The 16,103-nt window shown below is 57.2% G+C and carries 15 protein-coding genes; 10 read left to right on the top strand and 5 right to left on the bottom strand.

Going from position 1 to position 16,103, the window contains the following annotated elements; genetic code table 11:
- Positions 1 to 150: 150 nt before the first annotated feature.
- From clpX to bolA, 4 genes are all read right to left on the bottom strand, one after another.
- Positions 151 to 1,422 (bottom strand): ATP-dependent protease ATP-binding subunit ClpX, encoded by a 1,272-nt coding sequence (gene clpX / locus D7I37_RS12385; protein WP_004940354.1) that lies wholly within the window; start codon positions 1,420 to 1,422, stop codon positions 151 to 153.
- A 142-nt stretch (positions 1,423 to 1,564) separates the two neighbouring features.
- On the bottom strand, positions 1,565 to 2,188 hold the full coding sequence (clpP, locus tag D7I37_RS12380) for an ATP-dependent Clp endopeptidase proteolytic subunit ClpP (protein WP_061796281.1): 624 nt from the start codon (positions 2,186 to 2,188) through the stop codon (positions 1,565 to 1,567).
- A 438-nt stretch (positions 2,189 to 2,626) separates the two neighbouring features.
- Positions 2,627 to 3,931 carry a trigger factor gene (tig, locus tag D7I37_RS12375; RefSeq protein WP_061796279.1) on the bottom strand — a complete coding sequence of 435 codons (1,305 nt, stop codon included), beginning with the start codon at positions 3,929 to 3,931 and terminating at the stop codon, positions 2,627 to 2,629.
- A gap of 367 nt (positions 3,932 to 4,298) precedes the next feature.
- On the bottom strand, positions 4,299 to 4,613 hold the full coding sequence (gene bolA, locus D7I37_RS12365; protein ID WP_004949296.1) for a transcriptional regulator BolA: 315 nt from the start codon (positions 4,611 to 4,613) through the stop codon (positions 4,299 to 4,301).
- 315 nt (positions 4,614 to 4,928) lie between these two features.
- Here bolA and D7I37_RS12360 point away from each other — a divergent pair, with 315 nt between their 5' ends.
- The 8 genes from D7I37_RS12360 to D7I37_RS12325 all read left to right on the top strand — a co-directional run bounded on the left by D7I37_RS12360 (position 4,929) and on the right by D7I37_RS12325 (position 13,893).
- Entirely contained in the window at positions 4,929 to 5,507 is a 579-nt protein-coding gene (locus tag D7I37_RS12360) for a lipoprotein (RefSeq protein WP_061796277.1), read from the top strand.
- Positions 5,508 to 5,560: 53 nt separating this feature from the next.
- The gene (ampG, locus tag D7I37_RS12355) at positions 5,561 to 7,039 is read left to right on the top strand and encodes a muropeptide MFS transporter AmpG (protein ID WP_061796275.1); all 1,479 of its coding nucleotides are present in this window, start codon (positions 5,561 to 5,563) and stop codon (positions 7,037 to 7,039) included.
- A 438-nt stretch (positions 7,040 to 7,477) separates the two neighbouring features.
- Entirely contained in the window at positions 7,478 to 8,425 is a 948-nt protein-coding gene (cyoA, locus tag D7I37_RS12350) for a cytochrome o ubiquinol oxidase subunit II (protein WP_061796273.1), read from the top strand.
- A 4-nt stretch (positions 8,426 to 8,429) separates the two neighbouring features.
- Entirely contained in the window at positions 8,430 to 10,421 is a 1,992-nt protein-coding gene (cyoB, locus tag D7I37_RS12345) for a cytochrome o ubiquinol oxidase subunit I (protein ID WP_095096036.1), read from the top strand.
- On the top strand, positions 10,411 to 11,028 hold the full coding sequence (locus D7I37_RS12340; RefSeq protein WP_061796269.1) for a cytochrome o ubiquinol oxidase subunit III: 618 nt from the start codon (positions 10,411 to 10,413) through the stop codon (positions 11,026 to 11,028). The genes cyoB and D7I37_RS12340 overlap by 11 nt, the downstream gene beginning before the upstream one ends.
- Positions 11,025 to 11,363, top strand: coding sequence for a cytochrome o ubiquinol oxidase subunit IV (locus tag D7I37_RS12335; protein WP_061796267.1), 339 nt, complete (start codon positions 11,025 to 11,027; stop codon positions 11,361 to 11,363). The genes D7I37_RS12340 and D7I37_RS12335 overlap by 4 nt, the downstream gene beginning before the upstream one ends.
- A 17-nt stretch (positions 11,364 to 11,380) precedes the next feature.
- Entirely contained in the window at positions 11,381 to 12,271 is an 891-nt protein-coding gene (gene cyoE, locus D7I37_RS12330) for a heme o synthase (protein ID WP_061796265.1), read from the top strand.
- Between the two features lie 257 nt (positions 12,272 to 12,528).
- Complete coding sequence (locus tag D7I37_RS12325) at positions 12,529 to 13,893, top strand: MFS transporter (protein WP_161990695.1); 1,365 nt, start codon at positions 12,529 to 12,531, stop codon at positions 13,891 to 13,893.
- Positions 13,894 to 13,925: 32 nt separating this feature from the next.
- On the opposite strand, the gene D7I37_RS12320 is transcribed toward D7I37_RS12325, so the two are convergent.
- Complete coding sequence (locus D7I37_RS12320; protein WP_061796263.1) at positions 13,926 to 14,417, bottom strand: YajQ family cyclic di-GMP-binding protein; 492 nt, start codon at positions 14,415 to 14,417, stop codon at positions 13,926 to 13,928.
- Between the two features lie 181 nt (positions 14,418 to 14,598).
- Here D7I37_RS12320 and panE point away from each other — a divergent pair, with 181 nt between their 5' ends.
- Both panE and yajL read left to right on the top strand, forming a co-directional pair.
- Complete coding sequence (panE, locus tag D7I37_RS12315; protein ID WP_061796262.1) at positions 14,599 to 15,510, top strand: 2-dehydropantoate 2-reductase; 912 nt, start codon at positions 14,599 to 14,601, stop codon at positions 15,508 to 15,510.
- Positions 15,473 to 16,063, top strand: a complete 591-nt coding sequence (gene yajL / locus D7I37_RS12310; protein ID WP_061796260.1) for a protein deglycase YajL — start codon at positions 15,473 to 15,475, stop codon at positions 16,061 to 16,063. The genes panE and yajL overlap by 38 nt, the downstream gene beginning before the upstream one ends.
- Positions 16,064 to 16,103: the final 40 nt, after the last annotated feature.

Raw genomic sequence — 16,103 nt, 5'->3', positions numbered from 1 at the left:
TCATGAGACGCAAGCATCAAACGTTTCACAAAATCTGGTTAATGAGTATATGGGGATGAATCTCTTACATTCAACGGCAAGAATGCAGGAAAAAGAAATGGGGGATAAAATCCCCCATTTTGCTATTAACGTTCTGGTTTGACTGGCGAATTATTCGCCTGAAGCCTGCGCTTCCGGCTTGCCGTAAATCAGCAGCGGCTTAGACTGGCCGGCGATCACCGACTCGTCGATCACCACTTTGTCTACGCTGTCCATCGACGGCAGATCGTACATGGTGTCGAGCAGCGCGCCTTCCACGATGGAACGCAGGCCGCGGGCGCCGGTTTTGCGCGCCATGGCCTTTTTGGCGATGGCGTTCAGCGCTTCGTCACGGAACTCCAGCTCGACGCCTTCCAGGTTGAACAACGCCTGATACTGCTTGGTCAGGGCGTTTTTCGGCTCTTTCAGGATCTGGATCAGCGCGTCTTCGCTCAGTTCGCTCAGCGTCGCCACCACCGGCAGACGGCCGATGAACTCAGGGATCAAACCGAACTTGATCAGATCTTCCGGTTCGGCCTGCAGCAGCAGCTCGCCTTCGGTCGCCTTCTCGGATTCGCCCTTGACGGTCGCGCCGAAGCCAATGCCGGAACCGGTATTGACGCGCTGACCGATCACCTTATCCAGGCCGGCGAAGGCGCCGCCGCAGATGAACAGGATCTTCGAGGTGTCGACCTGCAGGAATTCCTGCTGCGGATGCTTGCGCCCACCCTGCGGCGGCACCGCGGCGATGGTGCCTTCGATCAGCTTCAACAGCGCCTGCTGCACGCCCTCGCCCGACACGTCGCGGGTGATTGACGGGTTGTCCGACTTACGAGAAATCTTGTCGATTTCATCGATATAGACGATGCCGCGCTGCGCTTTCTGCACGTCGTAGTCACACTTCTGCAACAGCTTCTGGATAATATTCTCCACGTCCTCACCCACATAACCGGCTTCGGTCAGCGTGGTGGCGTCGGCCATGGTGAACGGCACATCCAGGAAACGCGCCAGCGTTTCCGCCAGCAGGGTTTTACCGCTGCCGGTCGGGCCAATCAGCAGAATGTTGCTCTTGCCCAACTCGATACCGTTGCTGGTGTCGCCGTTGCGCAGACGTTTGTAGTGGTTGTACACCGCAACCGCCAGCACTTTCTTCGCCTGCTCCTGGCCAATGACGTAGTCATCCAGGTGATGGCGGATTTCGTGCGGCGTCGGCAGCGCACTGCGCTCACGATGCGGGGCAACTTCTTTAATCTCTTCGCGAATAATGTCGTTACACAGGTCAACACATTCATCGCAGATATACACTGACGGACCGGCAATCAGCTTACGCACTTCATGCTGGCTTTTGCCGCAGAAAGAGCAGTACAGCAGCTTTCCTGAACCGTCTTTGCGCTTATCTGTCATCAGTAAACCTCTTCTTTAGTCTTTGTCCCGCAGGAAAATCACGGCGGCAGTGCGCCCAAACTCATATCGGGAACGCCGATAATCCTCAACAGAGCGAGCCGCGCCCACTCTGATTACTATAGTCTATCGGCGCCGCGTGGTTCTAGCTGCGGTGTGTCAGAATGCCGTCAACCAGACCGTATTCCACGGCTTCTTCCGCGGTCATAAAGCGATCGCGCTCGGTGTCGCGTTCGATCTGCTCCAGCGACTGGCCGGTATGTTCCGCCATCAGCTCGTTCATCCGCGCCTTCACCTTCAGGATTTCACGCGCATGGATTTCGATGTCCGTCGCCTGCCCCTGATAGCCGCCCAGCGGCTGGTGAATCATCACCCGCGAGTTCGGCAGGCAGAAACGCTTGCCCTTGGCGCCGGCGGTCAGCAGGAAGGAGCCCATCGAGCACGCCTGGCCCATACAGATGGTGCTGACGTCCGGCTTGATGAACTTCATGGTGTCATAGATTGACATGCCTGCGGTGATCACGCCACCCGGCGAGTTGATATAGAGGAAAATGTCTTTTTCCGGGCTTTCCGCTTCGAGGAACAGCATTTGCGCCACAATCAGGTTGGCCATGTGGTCTTCAACCTGACCGGTCAGGAAAATGATGCGCTCTTTCAGCAGGCGGGAATAGATGTCGTAAGAACGCTCCCCGCGTGAAGTCTGCTCTACCACCATCGGCACCAGGGCCATGTTAGGTGCAAATTGATCTCGTTCGCCACTGTATGACATTACCGTCTCCTAATAGAAATTGCCTTGGCGGCCAGGGTTACACCCTAATACACCGATTCTACTTGAGAACGGTCATGATGACTATGCTCAAGCATTCGACCCGCGCCACACGTACCCGACGGTTATTTCATCCCGCGCACTCTGGCAAACAGCCCCTAGATTCTTTTTTACAGATTGGGGAACGACGGCGGAATTTCAAGCCCAGGCGGCGATTTTCTCCACGCGCCCGCGCACATCCCGTTCGGCTGACCCTATCATGCCAGCCCCTTCCCGATGCAACAGGGTAAATATAGTGCATATTGCTACGCTTAACCTGAGATTAATCAGCAACGTGGCAAAAAGAAAAGCCCGCAACCGAAGGTTACGGGCTTTTTTATCATGCAGGGGTTCGAAGGCCGAACCCGCGGGCGCAACGGAGTGCGCCCCCGCACGCAGACATTACGCCTGTTGAGTCTGGTTCATCAGCTCGCTGAAGGTAGTGGCTTTCTCAGTCACTTTCGCTTTCGCCAGCAGGGCTTCAACCGCTTGTTCTTCCAGAGCGACGTTGCGCATGTTGTTCATCAGCTCTTTGTTTTTGCTGTAGAACTCAACGACTTCGCTCGGATCTTCGTAGGCGGAAGCCATTTCTTCGATCAGCGTTTTCACGCGGTCTTCGTCAGCTTTCAGATCGTTGGTGCTGATCACTTCGCCCAGCAGCAGACCGACCACCACGCGACGCTTGGCCTGCTCTTCGAACAGTTCGCGAGGCAGTTCCAGCGCTTGCTTCTCGTTGCCGCCGAAACGCTGTGCCGCCTGACGGCGCAGAACGTCAACTTCGCCGTCGATCAGCGCAGCAGGAACGTCGATTTCGTTAGCGCTGACCAGGCCGTCGATCGCCTGAGTCTTGATGCGGTTGCGCACCGCGCCTTTCAGCTCGCGCTCCATGTTCTTACGCACTTCGGCGCGCAGACCGGCGATGGAACCATCAGCCACGCCGAAACGCTTGATGAATTCTTCGGTCAGTTCCGGCAGCTCGCGCTCTTCAACTTTCTTCAGAACGATAGCGAATTTAGCCGCTTTGCCCTTCAGGTTTTCCGCGTGGTAGTCTTCCGGGAAGTTGACGTCGATGGTGAATTCTTCACCGGCTTTGTGACCGACCAGGCCTTCTTCGAAGCCCGGGATCATGCGGCCCTGGCCCATGGCCAGAACGAAATCAGAGGCTTTGCCGCCTTCGAACTCTTCGCCGTCGATAGAACCGGTGAAGTCAACGGTCACGCGGTCTTCAGCTTCCACTGCGCGGTCGCTGTCTTTCCAGCTCGCCTGCTGCTTGCGCAGGGTGTCCAGCATGGTGTCGACGTCAGCGTCGTTAACTTCAACCACCGGCTTCTCGACTTCGATGCTGTCCAGGCCTTTCAGCTCAACTTCCGGATACACTTCGAACTCAACGGCGAAGGTGAAGTCTTCACCCTCTTTGTACTCGCCCGGCACGTAGTTTGGCGCGCCGGCCGGATTAATCTTTTCTTTGATGATCGCGTCAACGAAGCTGCGCTGCATCGCTTCGCCCAGCACGTCCTGACGAACAGAAGCGCCGTAACGCTGTTCAACGATGTTCATCGGCACTTTGCCTTTGCGGAAGCCGTCGATACGAACGCTTTTCGCCGCGTTGATCAGCTCTTTCTTCACAGCCTGATTGATAGTATCAGCCGGTACAGTAATAGAGAGACGGCGCCCAAGGCCTTGAGTGGTTTCTACTGAAACTTGCATCTTGTTACCTCAAAAAAATCACAGTGCTCGGTCAACTCCGTTCCAAGAACCAGGACGGCTACATTACAGAACCGAGTTCCCTGATGACAGAAGCGTCCCGAAACCATTCCGGAAAAATAAGACGCGACATTATAGCGGCGCATGCGTGGCGAGTCGAGGAAAGCAAGGCGGCGCAGGCGCGCTAAAACTCACACTTTTGCCGATTTGATCGCCAAAAGGCCTCAAAGCCGACCGCCGTTTGGCCGCATTGCGCCTCGGCCGTGTCGTCGTCAAAAACAGAAACGGCCCGCAGGCCGTTCCAAAATTCGTCAGTAGTAATACCCCAAATCATGGGCAAAGTTCCACTGATTACCGCAAATTTTAGCCGTCAGGCCAGCGTGCCGGCTCCGCGACAGGGTGGCGAAGCCGGCACCGTGTCCTGCAGCCCCTCCCACTCTTTCAGGGTATAGGTGTGCAGCGCCAGCGCATGCACGCCGTCCGCCAATTCGTCCGACAGCACGCCGTAAATCGAACGGTGACGCGTCAGGAAACGTTCGCCGACAAAGCGATCGCTGACCAATACCACCTTGAAATGGCTTTCTGAGCCCGCCGGAACGTTATGACGATAGCTTTCATCAACGACTTCCAGATACGCGGGCTCAAACGCCGCCCTTAACTTTGCTTCTATTTGCTCGCGAATCATAGGATCTCCTTACAACACCGGCAGAGGACCGTGCCCATCTAGTTCAATATTAGCCGGTTTTGTTCCGTTTAGACCATCGCCGGGATAAATTTCTGTTTCTTGGCGGGCAAACAATGGCCAACCTCGCCCGCCGCTTGAGGTTAATCCGATTGAGCCGGCCAAAAAAGCATGTTTTTATCAACGACAGGTAAAAATTTGTCACTCGGGCGCGTTCCGCGCTTCCACCGGGCAGCGGCGATGCTATGATGTCGGCAATTTGTTGTTGGCTATCCCGCTCTGATTACGACTAAATCCATCGAGAATGAGACAGTAAACATGTTAAAAAAACTTTGTCTTCCTTTGCTGGCCGCGCTGATGCTGGCCGGCTGCGCGACCAGCAGCAATACCCTGAACGTCACGCCCAAGATTGTCCTGCCGCTGCAGGATCCGACCCTGCAGGGCGTGACCGTCAGCATTAACGGCGCGGATCAACGCAAGGATCAGGCGCTGGCCAAAGTGAATCGCGACGGCCAACTGGTTACCCTGACGCCATCGCGCGATCTGCGCTTCCTGCTGCAGGAAGTGCTGGAGAAGCAAATGGGCGCGCGCGGCTACATGATCGGCGCCGACGGCGCGGTAGACCTGCAAATCGTGGTCAACAACCTGTACGCGGACGTCTCTGAAGGCAACCTGCGCTACAACATCACCACCAAGGCCGACATCTCGATCATCGCCCAGGCGAAGAACGGCAACAAACAGGTGAAGAACTACCGCTCAACCTATAACGTGCAGGGCGCCTTCACCGCCACCAACGAGAAGATCACCGATGCGGTCAACTCGGTGCTGGGCGACGTGATCGCCGATATGGCGCAGGACACCAGCGTCAACGACTTCATCAAGCAAAACGCGCGTTAACCCGCGGACGCCGCGTGCCGCCCGGAACGCCGGGCGGCGCCGACAGGGAACTCATGTCGAAACAGTATCTGAACATCTTCACCCAGCGTAATTCCGCCATTCTCCTGCTGCTGGGCTTTGCATCGGGCCTGCCGCTGGCATTGACCTCCGGCACGCTGCAAGCCTGGATGACCGTCGAAAACATCGATCTGAAAACCATCGGCATCTTCTCGCTGGTCGGCCAGGCCTATGTGTTCAAATTCCTCTGGTCGCCCTTTATGGACCGCTACACCCCGCCGTTCCTCGGGCGGCGTCGCGGCTGGCTGCTGATCAGCCAACTCCTGCTGGTGGCGGCGATCGTGGCGATGGGCTTCATGCAGCCGGCGGAACACCTCTGGTGGCTGGCGGCGCTGGCGGTGCTGGTGGCGTTCTGCTCCGCTTCGCAGGATATTGTGTTTGACGCCTATAAAACCGATCTGCTGAACGCCGAAGAGCGCGGCGCCGGCGCGGCGATCTCGGTGCTCGGCTACCGGCTGGCGATGCTGGTTTCCGGCGGGCTGGCGCTGTGGCTGGCGGATCGCTACTTCGGTTGGCAGGCCACCTACTGGTTGATGGCCGGGCTGATGCTGATCGGCATCGCCGCCACGCTGATGGCGCCGGAACCGGACGAAAGCATCCCGGCGCCGCGCACCATGGAACAGGCGGTCGTCGCGCCGCTGCGCGATTTCTTTGCGCGCAACAACGCCTGGCTGATCCTGCTGTTGATCGTGATGTACAAAATGGGCGACGCCTTCGCCGGCAGCCTGAGCACCACCTTCCTGATCCGCGGCGTGGGTTTCGACGCCGGCGAAGTGGGGCTGGTGAACAAAACCCTCGGCCTGTTCGCCACCATCGTCGGCGCGCTGTTCGGCGGGGTGCTGATGCAGCGCCTCAGCCTGTTCCGCGCGCTGATGCTGTTCGGCATCCTGCAAGCGGTTTCCAATTTCGGCTACTGGATCCTGGCGGTGACCGACAAAAACATCATCACCATGGGCAGCGCCATCTTCCTCGAGAACCTGTGCGGCGGCATGGGCACCGCGGCGTTCGTTGCGCTGCTGATGACGCTGTGCAACCGCTCTTTCTCCGCGACGCAGTTTGCGCTGCTTTCCGCGCTGTCCGCAGTTGGCCGCGTCTACGTCGGGCCAATCGCCGGCTGGTTCGTCGAAGCCAACGGCTGGGCGCTGTTCTATTTATTCTCCATCGCCGCCGCCCTGCCCGGCCTGCTGCTGCTGGGCATCTGCCGCCAAACGCTGGAGCACACGCAACGGACCGGCGAGTTTATGCCGCGCAACGCCTTCGCCGGCGCCTATCGTTGGGCGCTGCGCCTGCTGACGCTGGGATGTTCGCTGCTGGGGCTGTGGCTGCTGTTGCTGATTGCCAACGCTCTGGCGTGGACGCAGGCGCCGTCGCTGGCCGATAGCCTGCTGCAGTTCGGCGCCGCGCTCAGCCTGGTGGGCATCCTGATGGGCAGCCTGCTGGACTACCTGGCGCTGCGCCGCACCCGGCCGACATGAGGGACCGGCCGGCGTTCGCGCCGGCCGGCAAAAGAGCCGCGGCGCGAGGTGTTTATTTGGTTAAAAAAATATTAATTGGCCTTGAAATTATTTTTTATCCGAGCGACCCACGCGGAATAAAATTAAATTCACCTTTAATACACAATTATTTTACATTAAATAAACCTTTCCTGCGTATTTCAAAAAAGCGTTTTTTCTGCCCGGATTCATCATACCTTTAGTTTTCCTTAACATACGAACGACCCGGCACGATTCAGCGCGCCAACGCGTTGTTGCCATTGGTAAATTGTCACGCTGGGTGACATCTGTGACCCCCTTAACATAAAGTGTCAACAAGGCGCTGACACTCCCTTAAGCAGGTTTACAGTACTGCAACCTTCCCGTAAAATGCCCGCACACATGAAACGACAATAGAGCCTTTGTAATTGAGGTCGTTAGATGAGACTTAAGAAATACAATAAAAGTATTGGGATGATGTCATTAATTGCGGCAACTGTAATGCTCAGCGGCTGCAATATGGTATTGATGAACCCCAAAGGAGCAATTGGTGTTGAGCAACGGACACTGATTATCACCGCAATCGCCTTGATGTTGATCGTGGTGATACCCGTTATCTTCATGGCGTTCGCCTTTGCTTGGAAGTACCGTGCTTCCAACAAAAACGCCAAGTACAGCCCGAACTGGGCGCACTCCAACAAGATCGAAGCGGTCGTCTGGACCATTCCTATCATTATCATCGCCATCCTTGGCACCATTACCTGGAAGACTACCCACGAGCTCGATCCGTTCAAGCCGATTGTCACCGACAAGAAGCCGATGACGATCGAAGTGGTGTCGCTCGACTGGAAATGGCTGTTTATCTACCCGGAACAAGGCATAGCGACCGTTAATGAGCTGGCTTTCCCGAAAGATGTTCCAGTCGAATTCAAGATCACCTCTAACTCGGTAATGAACTCGTTCTTTATTCCTCAGTTAGGTGGGCAGATTTATGCGATGGCCGGGATGCAGACCAAACTGCACCTGATCGGCAACGAAGCGGGCAAATACGACGGTATTTCCAGCAGCTTCAGTGGCCGCGGGTTCTCCGGCATGAAATTCACCGCGATTGTGACCCCGACCGAAGGCGACTTCGATCAGTGGGTTGCCAAGGTGAAAGAATCGTCTAATAACCTAAACGCCACCAGCGACTTTAACAAACTGGCAGAGCCGAGTGAAAATAACCCGGTCGAGTACTTCTCCAGTGTCAAACCGAATTTGTTCAAAGAAACTATTGCCAAATTCATGGGTGATATGGACATGCACAAAGGCGCTGCCGCGCACGAAGGTATGGACATGAGCCAGGGTATGGACATGGGTGAACATGCTCACGCCGGAGCCGAGGAATAAACTGATGTTGGGAAAATTAACGCTTGATGCGGTTCCGTACCACGAACCGATCATCATGGTCACCGTTGCTGCAATTGTTATTGGAGGCCTGGCACTGCTGGCGCTGATAACCTATTTCGGCAAATGGAAATGGCTGTGGAAAGACTGGCTGACTTCGGTCGACCATAAAAAAATTGGTATCATGTACATCATCGTGGCAATGGTTATGCTGCTGCGTGGTTTCGCCGATGCCATCATGATGCGTAGCCAGCAGGCGCTTGCGTCCGCCGGCGAGGCAGGATTCCTGCCGCCGCACCACTACGACCAAATCTTCACCGCCCACGGCGTCATCATGATCTTCTTCATGGCGATGCCTTTCGTGGTCGGCCTGATGAACGTCGTGGTGCCGTTGCAAATCGGTGCGCGCGACGTCGCCTTCCCGTTCCTGAACTCCCTGAGCTTCTGGTTCTTCGTGGTGGGCGTGGTGCTGATCAACATCTCCCTGGGGGTCGGTGAGTTCGCGCAGACCGGCTGGCTGGCGTATCCGCCGCTGTCGGGCAAGGAGTACAGTCCTGGCGTCGGGGTCGATTACTGGATCTGGAGCCTGCAGATTTCCGGTTTGGGTACCTTGCTGACCGGCGTGAACTTCTTCGCCACCATCATGAAGATGCGCGCGCCTGGCATGCCTCTGATGAAGATGCCGGTGTTCACCTGGGCGGCGCTGTGCACTAACGTCCTGATCATCGTCTCTTTCCCAATTCTGACCGTCACCATCGCGTTGCTGACCCTGGATCGCTATCTGGGCACCCATTTCTTTACCAATGATATGGGCGGCAACATGATGATGTACATCAACCTGATTTGGGCCTGGGGTCACCCAGAGGTGTATATTCTGGTGCTGCCGGTGTTCGGCGTGTTCTCCGAAGTGACCGCGACCTTCTCCAGAAAACGCCTGTTCGGCTATACCTCACTGGTATGGGCAACCATCGCGATTACCGTTCTGTCGTTCATCGTATGGCTGCACCACTTCTTCACCATGGGGTCCGGCGCGAACGTCAACGCCTTCTTCGGTATCGCCACCATGATCATTTCCATCCCGACCGGGGTGAAAATCTTCAACTGGCTGTTCACCATGTATCAGGGCCGCATTCAGCTCAACTCCGCGATGCTGTGGACCATTGGCTTCATCATCACCTTCTCCGTGGGTGGGATGACCGGGGTTCTGCTGGCGGTGCCGGGCGCGAACTTCGTGCTGCACAACAGCCTGTTCCTGATTGCTCACTTCCATAACGTGATCATCGGCGGTGTGGTGTTCGGTTGCTTCGCCGGCCTGACCTACTGGTTCCCTAAATCCTTCGGCTTCACGCTGAACGAAAAATGGGGCATCCGCGCGTTCTGGTTCTGGATCATCGGCTTCTTCGTTGCCTTCATGCCGCTGTACGCTCTGGGCTTTATGGGCATGACGCGTCGTATCAGCCAGAACATCAACCCTGAGTTCCACCCTCTGCTGCTGGTCGCAGCCGGCGGTGCGGCGCTGGTTGCCTGCGGTATCCTGTGCCAGCTGATTCAGATCTTCGTCAGCGTGCGCGACCGCGATCAGAACCGCGATCTGACCGGTGACCCATGGGGTGCTCGTACGCTGGAGTGGTCAACGTCGTCTCCACCGCCGTTCTATAACTTTGCCGTAGTGCCGCAGATCCACGACCGTGATGAATTCTGGGACATGAAAGAAAAAGGCGAAGCCTATAAGAAACCGGCGAAATACGAGCCGATTCATATGCCGAAAAATACCGGCGCCGGCGTGATTATTGCTGGTTTCAGCCTGGTATTCGGTTTCGCGATGATCTGGGACATCTGGTGGATGGCGATCGCTGCCTTCGTGGGCATGATCGTGACCTGGATTGCCAAGAGCTTCGATGAAGATGTTGATTACTATGTGCAGGTTGATGAAATCGAGCGCATTGAGAACCAACACTATGAACAAATCAGCAAAGCAGGCGTGAAACATGTCAACTGATACTCTGACTAACCATAACGCAGCCCATGCAGAGCATGGGCACCACGACGCGGGAGAGACCAAAGTCTTCGGATTCTGGATCTACCTGATGAGCGACTGTATTTTGTTCGCGAGCTTGTTCGCGACCTATGCAGTACTGGTGAACGGGACCGCTGGCGGTCCCTCTGGCAAAGACATCTTCGATCTGAAGTTTGTCCTGGTTGAAACTTTCCTGCTGTTGTTCAGCTCCATCACCTACGGCATGGCGATGATCGCCATGAACAAAGGCAAGGTTGGCGGCGTAAACACCTGGCTGTTCCTGACCTTCCTGTTTGGTCTGGGCTTCGTCGCGATGGAAATCTACGAGTTCCATCACCTGATCGCCGAAGGCTTCGGTCCGGATCGCAGCGCGTTCCTGTCCAGCTTCTTCGCGCTGGTTGCGACCCACGGTCTGCACGTGTCTACCGGCCTGGTCTGGATCATCATCATGATGATTCAGGTGAGCAAACGCGGCCTGACCTCAACCAACAAAACCCGTCTGATGTGCCTGAGCCTGTTCTGGCACTTCCTGGACGTGGTGTGGATCTGCGTATTTACCGTTGTTTACCTGCTGGGGGTTATGTCATGAGCCATTCATCCCATGAAACTTCTCACGGCGGCGCAAGCCACGGTAGCGTTAAGTCATATCTGATCGGCTTTATCCTGTCGATCATCCTGACGGTAATTCCATTTGCGATGGTGATGAACGGCACAGCCTCTCATTCAACCATCCTGGCGGTTGTTGTCGGCATGGCGGTCATTCAGGTGGTAGTTCACCTGATTTACTTCCTGCACATGAACACCTCATCGGAAGAGCGCTGGAACCTGGTGGCATTGCTGTTCACCGCTATGATCATCGGTATCGTTGTTGTGGGTTCACTCTGGATTATGTACAACCTCAACATCAATATGATGGTCAGTTAAGAGTCGAGCTGCACGTGATGATTAAGCAATACCTGCAAGTCACTAAACCAGGAATTATTTTCGGCAATTTAATTTCTGTCGTTGGGGGATTCCTGCTTGCTTCCAAAGGAAGCATCGATTATCCCCTGTTTCTCGCCACCCTGCTGGGTGTCTCGTTGGTTGTCGCCTCGGGCTGTGTGTTTAACAACTACATTGACCGCGACATCGACAAGAAAATGGAGAGAACGAAGAACCGGGTGCTGGTAAAAGGCCTGATCGCGCCGAGTGTAACCCTGGTTTATGCTACCGTTTTGGGTATTGCGGGCTTTGCGTTGCTGTATATCGGCGCCAACCCGCTGGCCATGTGGCTGGCGGTGATGGGCTTCGTGGTTTATGTCGGCGTTTACAGCCTGTACATGAAACGCCACTCGGTATACGGCACGCTGATCGGCAGCCTGTCGGGCGCTGCGCCGCCGGTTATCGGTTACTGCGCGGTGACCAACGAGTTTGACGCCGGCGCGTTGATCCTGCTGGCTATCTTTAGCCTGTGGCAGATGCCGCATTCCTATGCGATCGCCATCTTCCGCTTTAAAGATTACCAGGCGGCCAACATTCCGGTGCTGCCGGTGGTGAAAGGCATTTCCGTCGCCAAGAACCACATCACGGTCTATATCGTGGCCTTTATGGTCGCCACGCTGATGCTGACCCTCGGCGGCTACGCCGGCTACAAATACCTGATCGTCGCTGCGGCGGTGAGCGTGTGGTGGCTGGGCATGGCGCTGCGCGGTTACAAGACCGAGAACGACAGCATCTGGGCGCGCAAACTGTTTGTGTTCTCCATCGTCGCCATCACCTCTCTGAGCGTGATGATGTCGATCGACTTCAGCGCCACGGCGGCGCCTGAAGCGCTGGTGACCTACGTTTGGTAAGCCAAATCGTCTGTGAATGGGCCGCTTCTGCGGCCCATTTTATTTGCCCGTCCAGAAATCCGTTTTTCCCGACATGACTGGCACCGCAGCCAACGCCGCTGCGACGTCAAGCCTGCAAGGAAAGCTGTAATATCTGTTAAACAACATTAGATTTACCCCCCCTGCCCTTCACACTAAAATGACGCAGCTTTTACAGAGGCCATTCCCTCAGGCGCTCTATCCTGTACCTGACGGAATAGTTTTTACCGAGGTTTGATGTGAACGATAATTCAATGACCCCACTGGAGCTCCGCGCCACCTGGGGGCTGGGCACCGTATTCTCACTGCGCATGCTCGGCATGTTTATGGTGCTGCCGGTGTTGACCACCTACGGCATGGCGCTCAACGGCGCCAGCGAGGCGCTGATCGGCATCGCCATCGGCATCTACGGCCTGGCGCAGGCGATTTTCCAGATCCCGTTCGGCCTGATTTCCGATCGCATCGGCCGCAAGCCGCTGATCGTCGGCGGGCTGCTGATCTTCGCGCTCGGCAGCGTGATCGCCGCCGCCACCGATTCTATCTGGGGAGTGATCCTCGGCCGTGCGCTGCAGGGCTCCGGCGCCATTGCGGCGGCGGTGATGGCCCTGCTGTCGGACCTGACCCGCGAGCAGAATCGCACCAAGGCGATGGCCTTTATCGGCGTCAGCTTCGGCATCACCTTCGCCATCGCCATGGTGCTGGGGCCGATCGTCACCCACGCCTACGGCCTGCATGCGCTGTTCTGGATGATCGCCGTGCTGGCGCTGGCCGGCATCGCCATCACCCTGGCGGTGGTGCCTTCCGCCAGCCACCACGTGCTGAACCGCGAGTCGAGCATCGTGCGCGGCAGCTTCAGCAAGGTGCTGAGCAACTCGCGGCTGTTGAAGCTCAACTTCGGCATCATGTGCCTGCATATTCTGCTGATGTCGAGCTTTGTCGCGCTGCCGCTGGCGATGGAAAAAGCCGGGCTGGCGGCAAGCCGGCACTGGATCGTTTATCTGGTGACCATGCTGGTGTCGTTCGTCGCCGTGGTGCCGTTCATCATCTACGCCGAGAAATACCGCCGCATGAAGCAGGTATTCATGGGCTGCGTGGCGGTGCTGTTCTGCGCCGAAGTGCTGCTGTGGCTGTCCGGCGCGCACCTGTGGGGCATCATCGCCGGCGTGCAGCTGTTCTTTATGGCGTTCAACGTGATGGAGGCCATTCTGCCTTCGTTGATCAGCAAAGAGTCGCCGGCCGGCTATAAGGGCACCGCGATGGGGGTTTACTCCACCAGCCAGTTTATCGGCGTGGCGATCGGCGGCAGCCTGGGCGGCTGGCTGTACGGCCTGCAGGGCGCAGGATTGGTGTTCGTCGCCGGCGCGGTACTGGCCGCGCTGTGGTTCCTGGTCAGCGGCACCATGAAGGAACCGCCTTACGTCAGCAGCCTGCGCATTACGCTGTCGGCGCTGGCGGTGAAGGACTCGGCGCTGGAAAGCCGCCTGAAGGCCCAGCCGGGCGTGGCGGAAGCGATTGTGGTGCCGGAGGAGCGCAGCGCCTACGTCAAGGTCGATACCAAACAGACCAACCGCGGGCAGCTTGAAGCCCTGGTGAACTCACTGTAAAAAACAGGGCCGGCATGCCGGCCCTGATGTTTTTAATCGCGGAAGTTCTTGAACTGGAACGGCTGCCCCAGATCCGCGCCGCGCACCAGCGCCATCACGCTTTGCAGATCGTCGCGCGATTTGCCGGTCACCCGCACTTCATCCCCCTGGATCTGCACCTGCACTTTCAGCTTGCTGTCTTTAATCAGCTTGACGATTTTTTTCGCCTGGGTGGTTTCGATCCCCTGCTTCAGCTTGGCTTCCACGCTGTAGGTTTTGCCGCTGTGGGTCATTTCTTCCGGGATCTCCAGCGCGCTGCCTTCGATATTGCGCTTGCTCAGCTTTTCACGCAGGATATCCAGCAGTTGCTGCACCTGGAAATCAGACTCGCTGGCGACCTTGATGCTTTCGTTTTTCTCGTTCAGCTCAAAGCTGGCCGGCACGTTGCGAAAATCCCAGCGGGTGCCGAGATCGCGCGAGGCGTTCTCAACGGCGTTACGTACTTCCTGCATATCAATTTCGGAAACGATGTCGAAAGATGGCATACTTCTTCCTCCTGAATTAATGCCTAACAGCTTAGGCGATTTTGATGCCGAGCATGATAACCGCTTTGCCTCCTCAGGCAAAATCTGCTGAATGCCCCCATAGAGACTCCCCCGGTAGCAGGAAAGTCTATATTTAAATGACGGTAATTGAGCGGTATTCCCGTGTTCCCAAGGAGACCGGATGAAAATAACAATTCTTGGTTGCGGCGCGCTCGGACAACTGTGGCTCTCCCGGCTTTATCGGCAAGGCCACGATGTGCAGGGATGGCTAAGGGTGCCGCAGCCCTTCTGCGCGGTGAACGTAATCGAACCCGAAGGCGATTCGTTCAACCGCAATTTGCCCACCAACGATCCCGAACATTTGGCGCAGAGCGAGCTGCTGCTGGTCACGCTGAAGGCCTGGCAGGTTTCCGGCGCGGTCGGCGCGCTGCTGCCGAAGCTGAACCCCCGCTGCGCCATTCTGCTGCTGCACAACGGCATGGGCACCCAGGATGAGCTGCCGCCGAACAATCTGCCGATCCTGCAGGGCACCACCACCCATGCGGCGCGGCACGACGGCAGCACCATTGTCCATGTCGCCGGCGGCACCACCCATATCGGCCCGACGTCGCCGGCGGCGCAGCCCCTCAGCCATCTGGCGGAGGTGCTGCATCAGGCCCTGCCCGACGTCGCCTGGCACAACAATATCGCCTCGGCAAACTGGCGCAAGCTGGCGGTCAACTGCGTGATCAACCCGCTGACGGCGCTGTACGATTGCCGCAACGGCGATCTGCAGCGTTACCCCGAACAGATCGAGGCGGTGTGCCGTGAAGTCGCCGGCGTGATGGAAATGGAGGGCTATCACACCTCCTGCGAAGGGCTGATGCAGTACATCATGGAAGTGATCCAGAGCACCGCGGACAACGTATCGTCGATGCTGCAGGATATCCGCAGCCAGCGACACACCGAGATCGACTATATTACCGGTTATCTGCTGCGCCGCGCACGCAGCCACGGCGTCACCCTGCCGGAAAATGCGCGGCTGTTTGAACTGATTAAGCGAAAGGAAAATGAATATGAGCGTATCGGCGCTGGTTTGCCTGGCACCTGGTAGCGAAGAAATCGAAGCCGTCACCGTCATCGATCTGCTGGTGCGGGCGGGCGTCAACGTCACCACCGCCAGCGTGGCCGGCGACGGCGATCTGACCCTCGTTTGCTCGCGCGGCGTTAAGCTGCTGGCCGACGCGACGCTGGTGTCTATCGTCGACGACCCGTTCGACGCCATCGTGCTGCCCGGCGGCCTGCAGGGGGCGGAATGCTTCCGCGACAGCCCGCTGCTGGTCGAGAAGGTGCGCCAAATGCACCTGCAGGGCAACATCGTCGCCGCCATTTGCGCGGCGCCGGCGCTGGTGTTGCAGCATCACGATCTGTTCCCGATCGGGAATATGACCGGCTTCCCGGGGCTGAAGGATAAAATTCCGGCGGATAAATGGATCGAGCGCCGGGTGGTGTACGACCCGCGCGTCAACCTGCTCACCAGCCAGGGGCCGGGAACCGCGATGGAGTTTGCGCTGAAACTGATCGACCTGCTGCTCGGCAAGGCCAAAGCGGCGGAAATAGCGGCGCAGCTGGTGCTGATCCCGGGGATGTACGACTTCCGCGACTAAATCCCTTCGCCTTCCGAGCCGTAGCGTTATTGGCTGATCT

The sequence above is a fragment of the Serratia sp. 1D1416 genome (assembly GCF_003641105.1).
Classification (GTDB): domain Bacteria; phylum Pseudomonadota; class Gammaproteobacteria; order Enterobacterales; family Enterobacteriaceae; genus Serratia; species Serratia ficaria.
Note: the sequence above shows the minus strand (reverse complement) of the source record. Positions and strands in the feature narration are given on the sequence as shown.